At 69.1% G+C, this 14110-nt stretch carries 13 protein-coding genes and 1 pseudogene; 8 read left to right on the top strand and 6 right to left on the bottom strand.

Going from position 1 to position 14110, the window contains the following annotated elements; genetic code table 11:
• Nucleotides 1–1060 (top strand): PAS domain-containing protein (locus D180_RS03005; RefSeq protein WP_043090380.1); only part of this gene is annotated, 1060 nt, incomplete at its 5' end.
• Between the two features lie 69 nt (nt 1061–1129).
• Here D180_RS03005 and D180_RS03000 read toward each other — a convergent pair.
• The gene (locus D180_RS03000) at nt 1130–1516 is read right to left on the bottom strand and encodes a hypothetical protein (protein ID WP_017911626.1); all 387 of its coding nucleotides are present in this window, start codon (nt 1514–1516) and stop codon (nt 1130–1132) included.
• A gap of 369 nt (nt 1517–1885) precedes the next feature.
• Here D180_RS03000 and D180_RS02995 point away from each other — a divergent pair, with 369 nt between their 5' ends.
• The 3 genes from D180_RS02995 (at nt 1886) to D180_RS02985 (ending at nt 4800) form a co-directional block, all read left to right on the top strand.
• Complete coding sequence (locus D180_RS02995) at nt 1886–2548, top strand: hypothetical protein (RefSeq protein ID WP_017911625.1); 663 nt, start codon at nt 1886–1888, stop codon at nt 2546–2548.
• Nucleotides 2549–2674: 126 nt separating this feature from the next.
• A complete protein-coding gene (locus D180_RS02990; RefSeq protein WP_043090382.1) occupies nt 2675–3352 on the top strand; it encodes a hypothetical protein in 678 nt (225 codons plus the stop codon).
• A gap of 374 nt (nt 3353–3726) precedes the next feature.
• Nucleotides 3727–4800 (top strand): metal-dependent hydrolase, encoded by a 1074-nt coding sequence (locus tag D180_RS02985; RefSeq protein ID WP_017911623.1) that lies wholly within the window; start codon nt 3727–3729, stop codon nt 4798–4800.
• A 7-nt stretch (nt 4801–4807) separates the two neighbouring features.
• Here the strand turns inward: D180_RS02985 and D180_RS02980 are convergent, their stop codons facing one another.
• The 5 genes from D180_RS02980 to D180_RS02960 all read right to left on the bottom strand — a co-directional run bounded on the left by D180_RS02980 (nt 4808) and on the right by D180_RS02960 (nt 9744).
• Nucleotides 4808–5635 (bottom strand): class I SAM-dependent methyltransferase, encoded by an 828-nt coding sequence (locus D180_RS02980; protein ID WP_017911622.1) that lies wholly within the window; start codon nt 5633–5635, stop codon nt 4808–4810.
• A gap of 26 nt (nt 5636–5661) precedes the next feature.
• Complete coding sequence (dusB, locus tag D180_RS02975; protein WP_017911621.1) at nt 5662–6660, bottom strand: tRNA dihydrouridine synthase DusB; 999 nt, start codon at nt 6658–6660, stop codon at nt 5662–5664.
• A 63-nt stretch (nt 6661–6723) separates the two neighbouring features.
• Nucleotides 6724–7329 (bottom strand): DUF4893 domain-containing protein, encoded by a 606-nt coding sequence (locus tag D180_RS02970; RefSeq protein WP_017911620.1) that lies wholly within the window; start codon nt 7327–7329, stop codon nt 6724–6726.
• 94 nt (nt 7330–7423) lie between these two features.
• Complete coding sequence (locus D180_RS02965; protein ID WP_017911619.1) at nt 7424–8377, bottom strand: ribokinase; 954 nt, start codon at nt 8375–8377, stop codon at nt 7424–7426.
• A gap of 68 nt (nt 8378–8445) precedes the next feature.
• Nucleotides 8446–9744 carry a nucleoside transporter C-terminal domain-containing protein gene (locus D180_RS02960; protein WP_017911618.1) on the bottom strand — a complete coding sequence of 433 codons (1299 nt, stop codon included), beginning with the start codon at nt 9742–9744 and terminating at the stop codon, nt 8446–8448.
• Between the two features lie 231 nt (nt 9745–9975).
• On the opposite strand from D180_RS02960, the gene D180_RS02955 reads away from it, so the two are divergent.
• The 4 genes and pseudogenes from D180_RS02955 to D180_RS02940 all read left to right on the top strand — a co-directional run.
• Nucleotides 9976–10947 (top strand): aldo/keto reductase, encoded by a 972-nt coding sequence (locus D180_RS02955; protein WP_017911617.1) that lies wholly within the window; start codon nt 9976–9978, stop codon nt 10945–10947.
• 192 nt (nt 10948–11139) lie between these two features.
• Nucleotides 11140–11340, top strand: a complete 201-nt coding sequence (locus tag D180_RS02950; RefSeq protein WP_017907561.1) for a hemin uptake protein HemP — start codon at nt 11140–11142, stop codon at nt 11338–11340.
• 175 nt (nt 11341–11515) lie between these two features.
• A complete protein-coding gene (locus tag D180_RS02945; RefSeq protein ID WP_017911616.1) occupies nt 11516–13735 on the top strand; it encodes a TonB-dependent hemoglobin/transferrin/lactoferrin family receptor in 2220 nt (739 codons plus the stop codon).
• Between the two features lie 6 nt (nt 13736–13741).
• A pseudogene (locus tag D180_RS02940) lies at nt 13742–14110 on the top strand (Hemin transport protein); the annotation flags it as partial.

Here is a 14110-nt window from a genome sequence, read left to right as displayed (position 1 = left end):
GGCGGCCATCGCCACGCTGCGGCGCGCGAATGCGGAGGCCGCGGCGCTGGTCCGCGCGCAGCACGATCGCCAGTTGGACTGGCTGCGGATCCGCTTCGACACCGCCGAAAAGCAGCGCACCATCGATGCCCTGCAAAGCGAGAACCGCCTGCGCCAGGTCCAGCTGCGCCAACGCACGTTGCTGCTGTGGCTGGCATTGGTGTCCGGCGTCGCCGCCGCGCTCGGCCTGTGGCTGTGGCTGCAGCGTCGCCGCCAGCGCGAACGTTTGCTGCAAGCCGCACGGCAGGTCCGCCACGAGGAGCAACTGGCCCGCTATCGGCGAGAGGCGGACGCGCTGGCCGAGGATCGCAGCCTGCTGCAGACCCTGCTCGACAGCCGCGAGGACGCGCTGTGCCTGCTCGATGCCGAAGGCCAGGTCCTGGCCACCAATCGTGCCGGCCGCCTGCTGCTCGGCGGCGCGGACGACGCCGAACCGGTCGGGCAGCCGGTGTTCGCCTGCGTTGCCGAGGGCGACCGCCCGGCGTTGCAGGCGGCGCTGGAGCGGATGGAGGACAGCGCGGCGCAGCGCCTGGAGATCGTCGCACGGCATGGCACGCCGCTCGCCGTGACCTTCACGCCCTGGCGCGGCGGCGATGGGCTGGTCGTCCTCGGCCTGCAGGAACGCGACCGTGGCGCGGTGGCGGACACCGCGCAGGCCGAGCACACGCCAGCGGAGGCCGCCGCGCCTGCGTTGCGCGATGCCTTCCGGCGCGCGCTGGTCGACCTGATGCTGGCGGTCATCGACACCTGGGAGCGCGCCACCGCGACCGGTCGCCTGGAGTTGGCCGAGCGCAGCCGCATCTGGCGCGTGAACATCGACGACGGCCGCCTGCGTGCGCGGGCGATGGAGCGCTATCTGGCGGTCTCCAAATTGCCTAGCAACCCGCGCTGGCGGGACGTGCTGCGCTCGGCCTATTTCGTGCTCGCGCACTGCGGAGAGCTGTCGGCGGAGGCGCGCGCCGCCCTGCAGTCGAGGATCGACACGGTGCTGGCCTACACCCGCCGGGACGCGCTCGGCTGAGCAAGCCCGGCACTTCTCCTGCCGGCGATCGTCGGCTGCGCTAACCGGCGAGCGCGCCTGCATGGTGCGTCAGCGCCCGCGCTTGGCCGGGCAGACCACGCAGGCGCCCTTCAAGCCTTGCTCCATGCGGTAGGCGCTGTGGTGGTCGCGTGCCAGGAAGGTCGTCGGGCCGAGCACGATGGGCTTGGCCGAGCGCGACGGCGCCACCACCTCGCAATAGGCGGCGATGGTGTTCAGCGTATTGGTGTACGGCTCGTGGCTATCGACTACGCCGCACTTGTCCATCGTCTGCCGCAATTGCTCGCCGTCGAAATCGAATTTCACCACCACCTCCGGTTCCTGGCTCTCCTCCAGGCACCAGTCCGGCGGCAGGGTGTCGTGGCCGTGGGCGATCAGCGGCAAGGTCAGCAGGGCCGCGGCAAGGGCGGCATGGAAGACGGAACGGCAGGCAAGCATCGGAACCTCGCAATGCGCAGAAGAAGAGTCCGCAGCCTACGAGCGGGGCTGCGGCCGATGCCAGCGCATCCGCGGGTATAGACCGGGAATAAATCCTCCTAAGGTATTGATTCTCTGATGGTGGCAACGCGCCGCGCTGCCGGCTCGCGCGTCCGCGGCCCGCCGTGCTTGCGCCGTGGCCCCGCCAATTCGACCCGATTCGCTCCCGTGGCGACCCGGGTTTGCCCTCGTGCCGCCGCGGCGGCCTGCCTAGCCTGAAATCGCCGGATCGCACCGAGTGCCGATGCGGCGGTGGCCATATCCCCCGGGGGCGATGCACGCAACCCCAGCCATCTCCAATCCCTTCCATATAGCGAGAGAACGCTCATCATGAAGAAGAAGCTCCTTGTCGCAACCGCCTTGCTGGCGGGCAGTGTGGTCGGCGCCCCTGCGCTGGCGGCGGAAAACCCGGTGGACCAGGCCGGCATCCAGCACAACATGTACCTGGGCTGCCTGATGGACGCCAATGCCTCGCCCGACGAAGCCCTCACCGTCGTGGTCAAGACGTGCGGTTACAACCCCGGCATGCCGCTGGAGCGGTTCATCGCCACGCAACAGCCCATCATCGATGCGGTCGATCCGACCCGGCCGATGATCGACAACCTGGCCGGGTTGCGCCAGCAGCTCAGTGCCTACGAATTCTCGTTCATCGTGCGGATGGACCAGATCATCGAGAACGCCGAGGACATGGATGCGGCGGCGGTGCAGTTCGAGGAACTCGAGAAGGAAGCCATGGCACGGCTCGATCCTGCCTCCAGGAACGGCGCGCTGGTGCTGGGCGGGCTGAGCGTGGCCAAGCATTCCAACCGCTACTGGGCCAAGGTCGCGGCAGAGCATGGCGAGACCACGGCTGGCGACGCCACCGCGAAGAAGAAGGGGCGCTTCTGGCGATGGCTGGCCGTCGTCGGTTCGGACGTGGTGGGTTTCCTGCTCACCGAAAACCCGGTCACCGCGGCCACCACCTCCAGCACCGTCTACGACATCGTGTTCTGACCGGGCTGCAGCCCGCTCCGCTTGAAGACCGCCGCATCGTCCCGTGCGCCGATGCGGCGGTGACCGCCTGCCCATGACCCATGTGGGTCCGGGCCCACTCATCCCAGTTCAATGAAGAGAATGCACATGAAGAAGCACTTTGTCGCAACCGCCGCCCTGCTGGTCGGCAGCGCCGTCGGTCTCCCCGCGCTGGCCGCGGAGAATCCCATGGACCACGCCGGCGCCCAGCACAACATGTACCTCGGTTGCCTGATGGACCTCAATCCCTCGCACGACCAGGCCCTGACGCTGCTGGTCAAGAAGTGCGGCTACGCCCCGGGCATGCCGCTGGAGCAGTTCATCGCCACACAGCAGCCGATCATCGATGGGATCGACCCGACGCGGTCGGTGACCGAAAACCTGACGGGATTGCGCCAGCGGTTCAGTGCCGAGGAATTCGCATTCGTCGTGCGGATCGACCAGATCGTCGAGAACGCCGACGACCTGGAGGCCGCCGCAGCGCAATTCGAGGAGCTGGAGCGGGACGCCCTGGCGAAGCTCGATCCCACCTCCAGGAATGGCGCGTTGATCCTGGGTGGATTGAGCGTGGCCAGGCACTCCACACGCTACTGGTCCAGGCAGGCGGCCGAAAGCGGTCAGTTCGCGGCAGAGGGCGGCACCTCGAAGAGGAAGGGACGATTCTGGAAGTGGCTGGGAGTCATCGCAGCCGACGTGATCAGCTATTTCCAATCGGAGAATCCCGGCACGGCGGCCACGTCCTCCGACGATGCATACACCCTGTTCTTCGAGGGATTCGGATTTTGATCCAGGCGCTGCCTGGGTAGGGAAGGGCATCCTGATGGGGTGCCTTTCCACAGAGGGAGCGACGTCAGCTCATCCGCTTTGCTGCGACTCGGCGTGGACATGCCGTTGTCGTCGCAGGAGCGGCTTCAGCCGCGACAGGCGTTACCTGTGGCGTCTCGCCACAGCTAACGCCGCTCCTGCAAATGGCCTTCCCTCGTCATCGGAGATGCCCTTGCAGTCGCAGCGGCGCTTTCGCTTGAAGCGCTTGGCAGGATCGGCGTCAGGCCGAACTGCCCGTGCCGTGTGTTGTACACCTGCGACAGCAGCAAACGAACGACTGTCGCGCCACTGCCACGGCCACGCACCCATTCCCGCATCGCTGCTAGCATCGGCCGATGGATTCCCTCACCCAGATCGTCCTCGGCGGCGCCATTGCCGCCGCCATCGCCCCGGCCGCACATCGGCGCGCGGCACTGCTTGCCGGCGCCGCGCTCGGCACCCTGCCGGATCTCGATGCGCTGATCCTGCTGCCGCTGACCCGCGATCCGGTGACGCTGATGACGGTGCATCGCAGCGTCAGCCATTCGCTGTTCGTGCTGCCGTTGCTGGGCTGGCTGATCTGGTGGCTGTTCCGGCGCTTCGGCCATGGACGCGTGGCCGAAGCGCCACACCGCTGGTTCTGGGCGATCCAGCTGGCGCTGATCACCCACCCGCTGCTGGATGCGTTCACCGTCTACGGCACGCAGCTGTGGTGGCCGCTGCGGCCATCGCCGACGATGTGGTCGAGCGTGTTCATCATCGATCCCGCCTACACGCTGTGGCTGCTGCTGGCCTGCGCCATCGCCTGGTTCGCCCGCGCGCGGCGCGTGGCGCAGCAGGCGTTGCTGGTCGGACTGCTGTTGAGCAGTGTCTACCTGGGCTGGTCGCTGCTGGCCAAGCAACTGGTCGACCGCGAGGCCGACCGCACGCTGGCGGCGATGGGACTGGCGCAGGCGCCGCGCTTCTCGGTACCGATGCCGTTCAACACGCTGCTGTGGCGGGTGGTGGCGATGACCCCGAGCGGCTATGTGATCGGCGAGCGCTCGCTGGTCGCCGACCACGGGCCGATGCGCTTCCAGGGCTATCCCTCCAACACCCAGGCGCTGGCGCAGGTGCGCGACCTGCCGGCGGTGCAGCGCCTGACATGGTTCAACCGCGGCTTCATGCGCGCGCAGGTCAAGGACGGCGAACTGGTGCTCAGCGACCTGCGCATGGGCCTGGAACCGGACTACAACTTCAACTTCGCGGTGGCGCGACAGCAGGGCGACGGCTGGGTGGCGATGCCGCCGCGGCAGCTGCAGGCGGCGTACCGGGCGCCGGTGGCACGTGGGCAGATTGGTGCAGCGCTGGCGCGGATGTGGCAACGGATCTGGACCGAGCCGGCATCGCCCGCGCCGGTCGGTGCGCAGGCATCGCCCGTGGCGCCGTGAGCGCCGTTCAATACACCGTCGCGTGCGCCTGCACGAACGAATAGAAGAACACCGCATCCGGATCGCTCTGCACCTGGGCCATTTCCTGGCGCATGCCGGTCACGGTCTCCGCATCCACCGCGCCGGCCTGCAGTAGCCGTTCGGCCGCAGACAGCAACAGTTCCTCCCAGAACCCGATCATGGTCTTGCGCCGCGCCGGCTCGCGGTTGTCCAGGTGCAGCGTCTTGATCTCGGTGCTGACGTCGCGATAGCCGCCGGCCAGCAGCAGGTTGCCGAGCTTGGCGCCGACGAACGGGTCGCCGCCGTGGTCGTACTGGAAGTCGTTGAACGCCATCCAGTAGCGCCACACGTTCGGCGAGTACGGATGCAGCAGGAACGAGGCGTTCATCACCTCGGTCACGTACACCGGCGACCCCGGTGCCAGCACCCGCCGCACTTCGCTGAGCACCCGCGCTGGCGACGGCACGTGTTCCAGTACCCAGCACAGGAACGCCGCATCGAAGCTGCGCGGCTGGAACGGCAGGTCGCCGGCGTCGGCCTGCTGCAGCGTGTAGCGGTCCTGGCACCAGGGCATGCGCTGCAGGTTGTCGCGCGCGGCCTGCAGTTGCGCCTCGCTCAGGTCGATGCCGGTGACGTGCAGCTCCGGGAAGCGCCGCAGCAAGACTTCGGTCTGGGCGCCGACGCCGCTGCCCACTTCCAGCAGGCGCCGCGCGCCGGTGTAGTCGATCTGGTTGAACAGGGTGGCTTCGAGCAGCCGCGCCTGTTTCAACAGGCGTGCCTGTTCGGTGTCGGAATAGCCGTGCAGATAGGTCGGGGTTTCGGGAGACGTGCCCATGGCGGTGCTCCAGGGAGAAGAAGACGTCAGGCGGCGGCGGACAAGGCCGGCGGCACCCCGGCGATCAGCGCGTCGAAGTACTCGGCGGTCAGCGCCAGTTGTGCCTGCGCGCTCTCGGCGCGGTTGACCACGGCGCGGAACGCGGCATTCTCGGGTTGATCCTTGGCATACCAGCCCAGGTGCTTGCGCGCGATGCGCACGCCCTGCGCCTCGCCGTAGAAATCGTGAAGGGCCTGCAGGTGGCCGAGCAGCGTGTCGCGGACGAAGGTCAGCGACGGCGCCGGTCGCAGTTCGCCGGTGGTCAGGTAGTGCGCGATCTCGCCGAAGATCCACGGCCGGCCCTGCGCCGCGCGCCCGACCATCACCGCATCTGCGCCGGTCGCGGCCAGCACCTGCGCCGCCTTCTGGGGCGAATCGATGTCGCCATTGGCGATCACCGGAATGCGCAGCATCGCCTTGATCTGGGCGATGGTCGCGTACTCGGCCTGGCCGCTGTAATGCTGGTCGCGGGTACGCCCGTGCACTGCCAGCGCGGCGATGCCGCAGTCCTCGGCGATGCGCGCGATGATCGGGCCGTTGCGGTGGTCGCAGTCCCAGCCGGTGCGGATCTTCAGCGTCACCGGCACCGGCGAGGCCTTCACCACTGCACTGAGGATGCGCGCCACCAGCGCCTCGTCGCGCATCAGCGCCGAGCCGGCCCAGGCGTTGCACACCTTCTTCGCCGGGCAACCCATGTTGATGTCAATTAGTTGCGCGCCGTGGTCGGCGTTGTAGCGCGCGGCCTCGGCCAGTTGCTGCGGTTCGGTACCTGCGATCTGCACGCTGACCGGGTCCGGCTCGCCGGCGTGGTCCATGCGCTGCAGCGACTTGCGGGTCTGCCAGAAGCGCGGATCGGAGATGGTCATTTCCGACACGGCCAGGCCCGCGCCCAGCCGCTTGCACAGCAGCCGGAACGGCTTGTCGGTGACCCCGGCCATCGGTGCCAGGATCACCTTCGGTTCGATCGTGTAGGGGCCGATACGCATGCGCGTAGTGTAGCGGGGCACATGCGCTGGCGGGCCGGGCGGCCCGCGCGGCCCGCGCGGCCGTCAGCGCATCAGTTGGTACAGCTCGAAGCCGTTGTCCTTGCCGTCCAGGATCAGTAGCAGTTCGTCCGGGCCCAGCGCGACCAGGCGGCCGACGCTGTTGCCGTGCGTGCCGTCGGAGGCATGGCCGGGCGCGTAGGCCGCTTCCGGCTCGTCGTTGACCGTGCTTGCGCCGAGGAAGGCCAGCTCATGGCTGCCGGCGGACAGCGGAGACAGCGTGCCGCTGCGGCGCTGCGAGCCGCTGGTCTTGCTCAGGTGGTAGCCGCAGGGATCGCGGCGGATCTCGGCCTTGAAGTAGGGATAGGCGTAGGCGAAGTGCGGGTCGACCTGGATCGAGCGCACCTTCCAGCGGCCTTCCAATGTGCCCGGCTGCTGTGGCGTCTGCGCACGCTGCAGCAGGGTCCGCGCCAGCGCCGCGCCCTTTTCCTGCTCGGCATCGTCGTAATGCGCCGCGATCACCTGCTGCAGGCGTTCGGCGGAGACGGTCACCGCGGCGCGGTCGGCGTCGGCGGCCAGGCTGTTCCAGTCGCAGTGCGGTGCCGCGGCGGCGGACAGCGGGAGCAACAGTGCGCACAGCGCGGCGAACGGGATGACGGAACGGCGGGGCATCGGCAACTCCTTGTCGGATGCGTGGCCGGCGCAGCGCCGGCGCTGGTTTGTGATGGCAGGTAACGGCGACGGCCGGCACCGTCGCGCCGATCGCTCAGCCGGCCTCGGGCGTCAGCCGCGGCATCGATGCCGCCGCGCCTTCGGCCTCGGTGGAGCGCGCCGCGTAGTGGTTGGCGAAGCGCACGTGGGTGGCGAACGCGGCGTTCGGCGACTGCGCCAGCGATGCCACCAGGGCACCGTTGAAGGCGTCGCCGGCACCGGTGGTGTCCACGGTATGCGCGGTTTCGGCGCCGATCCGGTAGTAGGGCTGGGTGTCGCCGAGCAGGTGCTCCTCGGGGTGCGAGATGAACGCACCGACCGCGCCCAGCGTCACCACTACGGTGCCGCCCGGCAGCAGCTTGCGGCACAGCGCGTGCAGGCTGCCGCCATCGGTGGCGGCGACGTCGTCGGCGTCCACGCGCACGCCGACATGGCGGGCGAGCAGGGCGGCGAACTCGGTTTCGTTGGGGGTCAGCACGTCGGCCAGCTTGAGCAGGCCGATGCTGGTCTGCGCGTTGGCCGGGGCGGCGTTGAGCACCGTGGTCAGGCCGGCCTCGCGGGCCAGCGCCAGGGTGCCCTCGATGGTCTCGATCGGCGATTCCAGCTGCGCCAGCAGCACCCGCGCCGAGCCCAGCAGCGGACGCTGCGCCTGCACGAAGTCCAGGCTCAGCGCGGCGTTGGCGCCGGCGCCGATGACGATGGTGTTGCGGCCGTGGCCGTCGACGTAGATGCCGCCGGTGCCGGTCGGCTCGCTGCTGGCCTCGGCGACCAGGGCAATGCCGTCCTGCGCGGCCAGGCCGCGCGCCATCGCGCCGCCGGCGTCGTCGCCGAGCGCGCAGACGAAGCTGGTACGCGCGCCGGCGCGTGCCGCCGCCACCGCCTGGTTGAAGCCCTTGCCGCCGGGGCCGGTGCTGTAGCGGCCGGCGATGGTCGCCCCCGGTGCGGGCAGATTCTCGCAACGCCACACATGGTCGACATTGAACGAACCGACGACGATGACCGAACTCATAGGCATGTACTGCTTCTCGACTGGAACTGGAAAAAAGAAAGACGGGTGCGGCGGATGCCGCGGCCGGATCAGGCGAAGTGCGACAGCACCCCGGCGATGGTCGCGGTCATGAAGGTCGCGATCGAGCCGCCCAGCACCGCACGCAGGCCGAAGCGGGCCAGGTCGTGGCGGCGCTCGGGGGCCAGGCCGCCGATGCCGCCGATCTGGATCGCGATCGAGCTGAAGTTGGCGAAGCCGCACAGCGCGTAGGTGGCGACCAGCCGGCCTTCCGCGCTCAGGCTCACGCCCGGCACCTGGCCCTGGACGATACGCGACAGCTCGGTATACGCGACGAACTCATTGATGACCACCTTCTGGCCGATCAGCGAACCGACCGTGGTTGCATCCGGCCACGGCGTGCCGATCACCCAGGCCACCGGCGCGAGCACGTAGCCGAAGATGGTGGACAGGTTGGTCGGGCGGCCGATCACGCTGGCCAGGCCGGTGACGTCGCCGATCCAGGTCAGCGGCGCATTGACCAGCGCGATCAGGGCGATGAACGCCAGCAGCATCGCGCCGATGTTCAGCGCCAGGCGCAGGCCGTCGCCGGCGCCGGCGGCGGCGGCATCGATCACGTTGCTGGTGGTCTTCTCCACTTCCATCTTGACCGTGCCGCGGGTCAGCGGCGTGCCGGTCTCCGGGATCAGCAGCTTGGCCACCACCAGCGTCGCCGGCGCGGCCATGATGCTGGCCGCCAGCAGATGCTTGGCGTAGAACGCCTGCTGCGCCGGGTCGCCGCCGCCGAGCATGCCCACGTAGGCCGCCAGCACGCCGCCGGCGATGTGCGCCATGCCGCCGATCATCATCGTCAGCAGCTCGGACTCGGTCATGCGCGGGATGTACGGACGCACCGTCAGCGGCGCCTCCGTCTGGCCGATGAACACGCTGGCGCAGACGCTGGTGGTCTCGGCGCCGGACACGCGCATCACCTTGGTGATCGCCCAGGCCATCACCCGCACCACCGCCTGCATCACCCCCAGGTGGTACAGCACGCCCATCAGCGCGGAGAAGAAGATGATGGTCGGCAGCACCTGGAAGGCGAAGATGAAGCCGTAGGTCTTGGTGTCGAGCAGGCTGCCGAAGATGAAGCTGGAGCCTTCGTTGACGAAGCTCAGCACCTTGACGAACACCTGGCCGAGCCAGTCGAACACTTCGCGGCCGCCGGGGACCAGCAGCACCAGCGAGGCGAACCCGATCTGCAGGACCAGGCCGGTCGCGACCAGCTTCCAGTCCACCGCGCGGCGGTTGTTGGAGAACAGCCAGGTGATCCCGATCAACACCGCCAAACCGAACAGGCCGAAGCCGATCCTTCCCAATCCCTCGACCATCTGCGTCCCCGGTCCCCGACCAAAGACGGGAAGCCTAGTGCAGGGGGTGACGGCCGGCAAGGCGAGGCGTGTTCAGTCGGGGGGATTCGGGATTGGGGATTGGGGATTCGCAAGAGCGGGGCGCCTGGCTGCCGCCGGCGTGGCGGCGCCGACGGGGCCTTGCGGCAGCGCCGCTACACTGTGCGGCCGCCCCCGGCCGTGCCGCGGGTTCGCTCAGCAGGAGGAGTTGCCATGCAATACCGTCGCCTCGGTGCCACCGGGCTGCAACTGTCGGCGCTGTCGTTCGGCGCCTGGATCAACTTCGGCGGGCAGACCGGCCGCGACGAAGCGCGCAACCTGATCGCCGCCGCCTGGGACCACGGCATCAACTTCTTCGACAACGCCGAGGTCTATGCGCACGGCCGCGCCGAGCAGGTGATGGGCGACGTGATCGCCGACCTGCGGCTGCCGCGCGACGGCTTCTGCGTGTCCAGCAAGGTCTACTTCGGCGCCGTGGAATCGCCGCGCCCGACCCAGCGCGGGCTGTCGCGCAAGCACGTCACCGACGCCTGCCATGCCGCGCTCAAGCGCCTGCGGGTGGAGTATCTGGATCTGTACTACTGCCACCGCCCCGATCCGGACACGCCGGTGGAGGAAACCGTGCGCGCGATGGATGCGCTGATCCGCCAGGGCAAGGTACTGTACTGGGGCACCTCCGAATGGCCGGCCGAGCGCATCCGCGAGGCGGCGCAGGTGGCGCGTGCGCTGGGCCTGCACGGGCCGTCGATGGAGCAGCCGCAGTACAACCTGCTGCATCGCGAGCGCGTCGAGCAGGAATACGCGCCGCTGTACGCCGAACTCGGCCTGGGCACCACCATCTGGTCGCCGCTGGCCTCGGGCCTGCTGACCGGCAAGTACAACGACGGCATCGATCCGGCCTCGCGACTGGGCCAGGAGCGCAATGCCTGGCTGCAGCAGGAGGTGATCGGGCCGCCGGCGCAACGCCGGGTCGAGCGCGCGCGCGCCTTCACCGCGCTGGCCGCGGACGAGGGCGTGGCGCCGGCGTCGCTGGCGATCGCCTGGTGCCTGCGCAACCCGCACGTGTCCACGGTGATCCTCGGCGCCAGCCGGGTGTCGCAGCTGCTGGAGAACCTGGCGGCGCTGGAGCTGGCCGCGCGCGACGACGCGGCGTGGTGGGAACGGGTCGACGCTGCGGTGCGTTGACGACGGCATGCGCTTGCGCCGCCGCAGTGCAGCGGTGGCGCGGCGGCGAAGACGTCGATGTGTGGCGATCTTTGGAATCTTTCGTGGCCGGGATTTCGATCGGGATTGCGAATCGAATCGGGCGAGAATGGGTCTTGATTAAGTATTGAGAATCATTATCATCTCGATGCACCCCGTGGATGGAGTTCGATCATGACCGCTCAACCCGTGCTGTTGCGTCACCCCGAGACCCTGAGCCTGCGCGAGCGCACCGTGCCGCGCGCCGTGCCGGCCGAAGAAACCATCAGCAGCCAGGCGCTGCTCAAGGGCCGCCGCGAAGTGCTGATCCAGCACGGCGACCGCGTCTATCGTCTGCGCCACACCAGCAACGACAAGCTGATCCTGACCAAGTAATGCCCTCCGGCCGCCGCGCGCGGCCGGCCTCCCCGCTCGATCTGCCGCCACCTGGCCGACGCCCTTGCGCGTCGGCCGCGGCCGCCTCGCAGTCGCGATCCTTCTCTCCCCCTCGGCCAGGCGCGGACCCCGCGCCGTGCCGGTCGAGGGTCTTCCGCGACCACCGATGCTCCCCATGTTCCGTACCGCCCCGCTCACCGGCGCGCTGTGGCTGGCCCTGGCCGCCGGCGCGCATGCCGCATCCGCCTCTGCCTCCGACGCTGACGACGCCGCCAGTGCGGCGGCCGCCATCCGCGATTTCGATCGCCTGCAGGTCACCGCCACGCGCACCCAGCGCGCCATCGTCGACGTGCCCGGCAGCGTCGACGTGATCGACCGCGAACAGATGGACCGCGCACTGGTCCACGACCTGAAGGATCTGCTGCGCTATACGCCCGGCGTGTCCGCCACCGGCAACAGCGGCCGCTTCAGCGGCATCTCCGGCATCCGCATCCGTGGCCTGGACGGCAACCGCGTGCTGATCCAGACCGACGGCATCCCGGTCTCGGACACCTTCAGCTTCGGCAGCTACCTCAACGCCAACCGCAACTTCGTCGACATGGACACGCTCAAGCGCGTGGAGATCGTGCGCGGTCCGGCCAGCGCGCTGTACGGTTCGGATGCGCTGGGCGGGGTGGTCGCCTACGTCACCAAGGATCCGGCCGATTATCTGGCGCCGGGCAAGGACAGCTACGTCGGCCTGAAGTTCGGCTACGAGAGCGAGTGGAAGGGGCTGTTCGCTGGCGCGCTGGTCGCCTTCGGCGGCGACCGCTGGAGCGGCATGGCCGCGGTCAGCCATCGCCAGGGCCAGGAAAGCGAAACCCAGGGCGACAACCGCAGCATCGGCGCCGCCCGCACCGCGCCCAATCCGCTCAGCAGCGACGGCCGCAGCCTGCTCAGCAAGCTGGTCTACGCGCCCAGCGCCAATCAGCGCTTCAAGCTGACCGTGGAAGGCAACGAGGACTACTCGCGCATCAATGCGCTGAGCAACGTCACCGCCAGCATCCTGTCGCAGCGCGGCCGCGACCATCAGACCCGCGCCCGCGTGTCGCTGGCACACGAGGTGGACCAGCTCGACACGCGGCTCGCCGACGACCTGCAGTGGCAGCTGTACCGCCAGGACAGCCAGAGCCTGCAACGCACCGACGAACGCCGAAGCAACGGCACGCTGCGGCACATGGAGCACGACTTCGACCAGCGCCTGTACGGGCTGCAGGCGAATCTGCACAAGCGGGTCGATCAGGGGCGCATCGTCCACGACATCAGCTACGGCATCGACCTGTCGCACACCGATACCCACGAAAAGCGCGACGGCCACACGCTGAACCTGCGCACCGGCACGATCAGCAAGACCGTGGGCATGGAAACCTTCCCGGTCCGCGACTTCCCGATCACCGAGACGCTCAAGGCCGGCGCCTACCTGCAGGACGAGATCGCGCTGGCCGACGGCCGCTTCAGCCTGACGCCGGCGCTGCGTGCCGACTACTATCGGCTGTCGCCGCAGGTCGATGCGATCTTCGCCACCGACAACCCCGGCGTGGCGGCGAAGAAGATCAGCGACCGCAACGTCTCGCCCAAGCTCGGCGCGATCTGGCGCCTGGACGATGCCTGGTCGCTGTACGCCAACTACGCGCACGGCTTCCGCGCGCCGCCCTACAACGACGTCAATATCGGCTTCACCAATCTGCTCATCGGCTACACCGCGATCGCCAATCCCGACCTGAAGCCGGAGACCAGTCGCGGCGCGGAGTTGGGCGTGCGCTACGCCGGTCCGGCGGTCTACGCCGGCTTGAGCGCGTACCGCAACGCCTATCGCGACTTCATCGAGTCCTACCGCTTCGTCGGCTTCAACGCCGACGGCCTGATGCTGTATCAATCGCGCAACGTCGACCGGGTGACCATCCGCGGCGTGGAAGCCAAGGCCGGCATCGACGTCGGCGCACTCGATGCGCGCTGGAGCGGCTGGTCGCTGCAGGCCAGCGCGGCCTATGCGCGCGGCGACAACCGCACCGACGGCACCCCGCTCAATTCCGTGGATCCGCTGCGTGGCGTGCTCGGCCTGGGCTACGACCACAGTACCTGGGGTACGCAACTGGTCGCCACCGCGGTGGCGAAGAAGCGCCGGCCGGAACTGCCGACCTACTACACGCCGGCCGGCTACGCGACGCTGGACCTGCTCGCGCATTGGCACTTCACCGAAGGTGCGCGGCTCGACGTGGGCGTGTTCAACCTGGCCGACCGCCGCTACATCGACTGGAACATGCTGCCCGGCGCGACCCTGGCCAGCAGCGCCGTGCTCGACCGTTATACCGGTGCCGGGCGCAACGTCTCGGTCAGCCTGGCGCTGGACTGGTAGCGGCGGATGCGCACGGCCGCGCCAGCGCGTACCGGCCCGGAGCGGATCGCCGCGCCGCTGCCGCGCCCGGCGCAGCTGGCCGCACTGGGCACGGTGTTGTGCCTGTACCGCGCCCACACCGGCGCCGAACTGATCGGCTGGCGCCACGCCTGCAGCGTGGCCGCGCACCTGGATGTGGACAGCGACGGCGTGCTGGAGAGCCTGCGCTTCTACGACCGCCAACACCAATGCTGCTGGCGCCTGTACCTGCTGCCCGACAGCGATTTCGTCGCCTGGGACATGCTGCTGTCGGCGCTACCCGCGGCGCAGGATGCCGCCGACGGCGGCGTCGCCGAGCGGCTGTGGCGGCGCGTCGCCGGCCGCCTGCGCGGCGAC

The sequence above is a fragment of the Xanthomonas sp. SHU 166 genome, assembly GCF_000364685.1.
GTDB lineage: Bacteria > Pseudomonadota > Gammaproteobacteria > Xanthomonadales > Xanthomonadaceae > Xanthomonas_A > Xanthomonas_A sontii.
Note: the sequence above shows the minus strand (reverse complement) of the source record. Positions and strands in the feature narration are given on the sequence as shown.

Coding starts and splice junctions, on each gene's coding strand:
- dusB (WP_017911621.1), bottom strand. CDS start 6,660: ATGCGTATCGGCCCCTACACGATCGAACCGAAGGTGATCCTGGCACCG.
- D180_RS02955 (WP_017911617.1), top strand. CDS start 9,976: ATGCAATACCGTCGCCTCGGTGCCACCGGGCTGCAACTGTCGGCGCTG.
- D180_RS02985 (WP_017911623.1), top strand. CDS start 3,727: ATGGATTCCCTCACCCAGATCGTCCTCGGCGGCGCCATTGCCGCCGCC.
- D180_RS02990 (WP_043090382.1), top strand. CDS start 2,675: ATGAAGAAGCACTTTGTCGCAACCGCCGCCCTGCTGGTCGGCAGCGCC.
- D180_RS03000 (WP_017911626.1), bottom strand. CDS start 1,516: ATGCTTGCCTGCCGTTCCGTCTTCCATGCCGCCCTTGCCGCGGCCCTG.
- D180_RS02965 (WP_017911619.1), bottom strand. CDS start 8,377: ATGAGTTCGGTCATCGTCGTCGGTTCGTTCAATGTCGACCATGTGTGG.
- D180_RS02980 (WP_017911622.1), bottom strand. CDS start 5,635: ATGGGCACGTCTCCCGAAACCCCGACCTATCTGCACGGCTATTCCGAC.
- D180_RS02960 (WP_017911618.1), bottom strand. CDS start 9,744: ATGGTCGAGGGATTGGGAAGGATCGGCTTCGGCCTGTTCGGTTTGGCG.
- D180_RS02950 (WP_017907561.1), top strand. CDS start 11,140: ATGACCGCTCAACCCGTGCTGTTGCGTCACCCCGAGACCCTGAGCCTG.
- D180_RS02945 (WP_017911616.1), top strand. CDS start 11,516: ATGTTCCGTACCGCCCCGCTCACCGGCGCGCTGTGGCTGGCCCTGGCC.
- D180_RS02995 (WP_017911625.1), top strand. CDS start 1,886: ATGAAGAAGAAGCTCCTTGTCGCAACCGCCTTGCTGGCGGGCAGTGTG.
- D180_RS02970 (WP_017911620.1), bottom strand. CDS start 7,329: ATGCCCCGCCGTTCCGTCATCCCGTTCGCCGCGCTGTGCGCACTGTTG.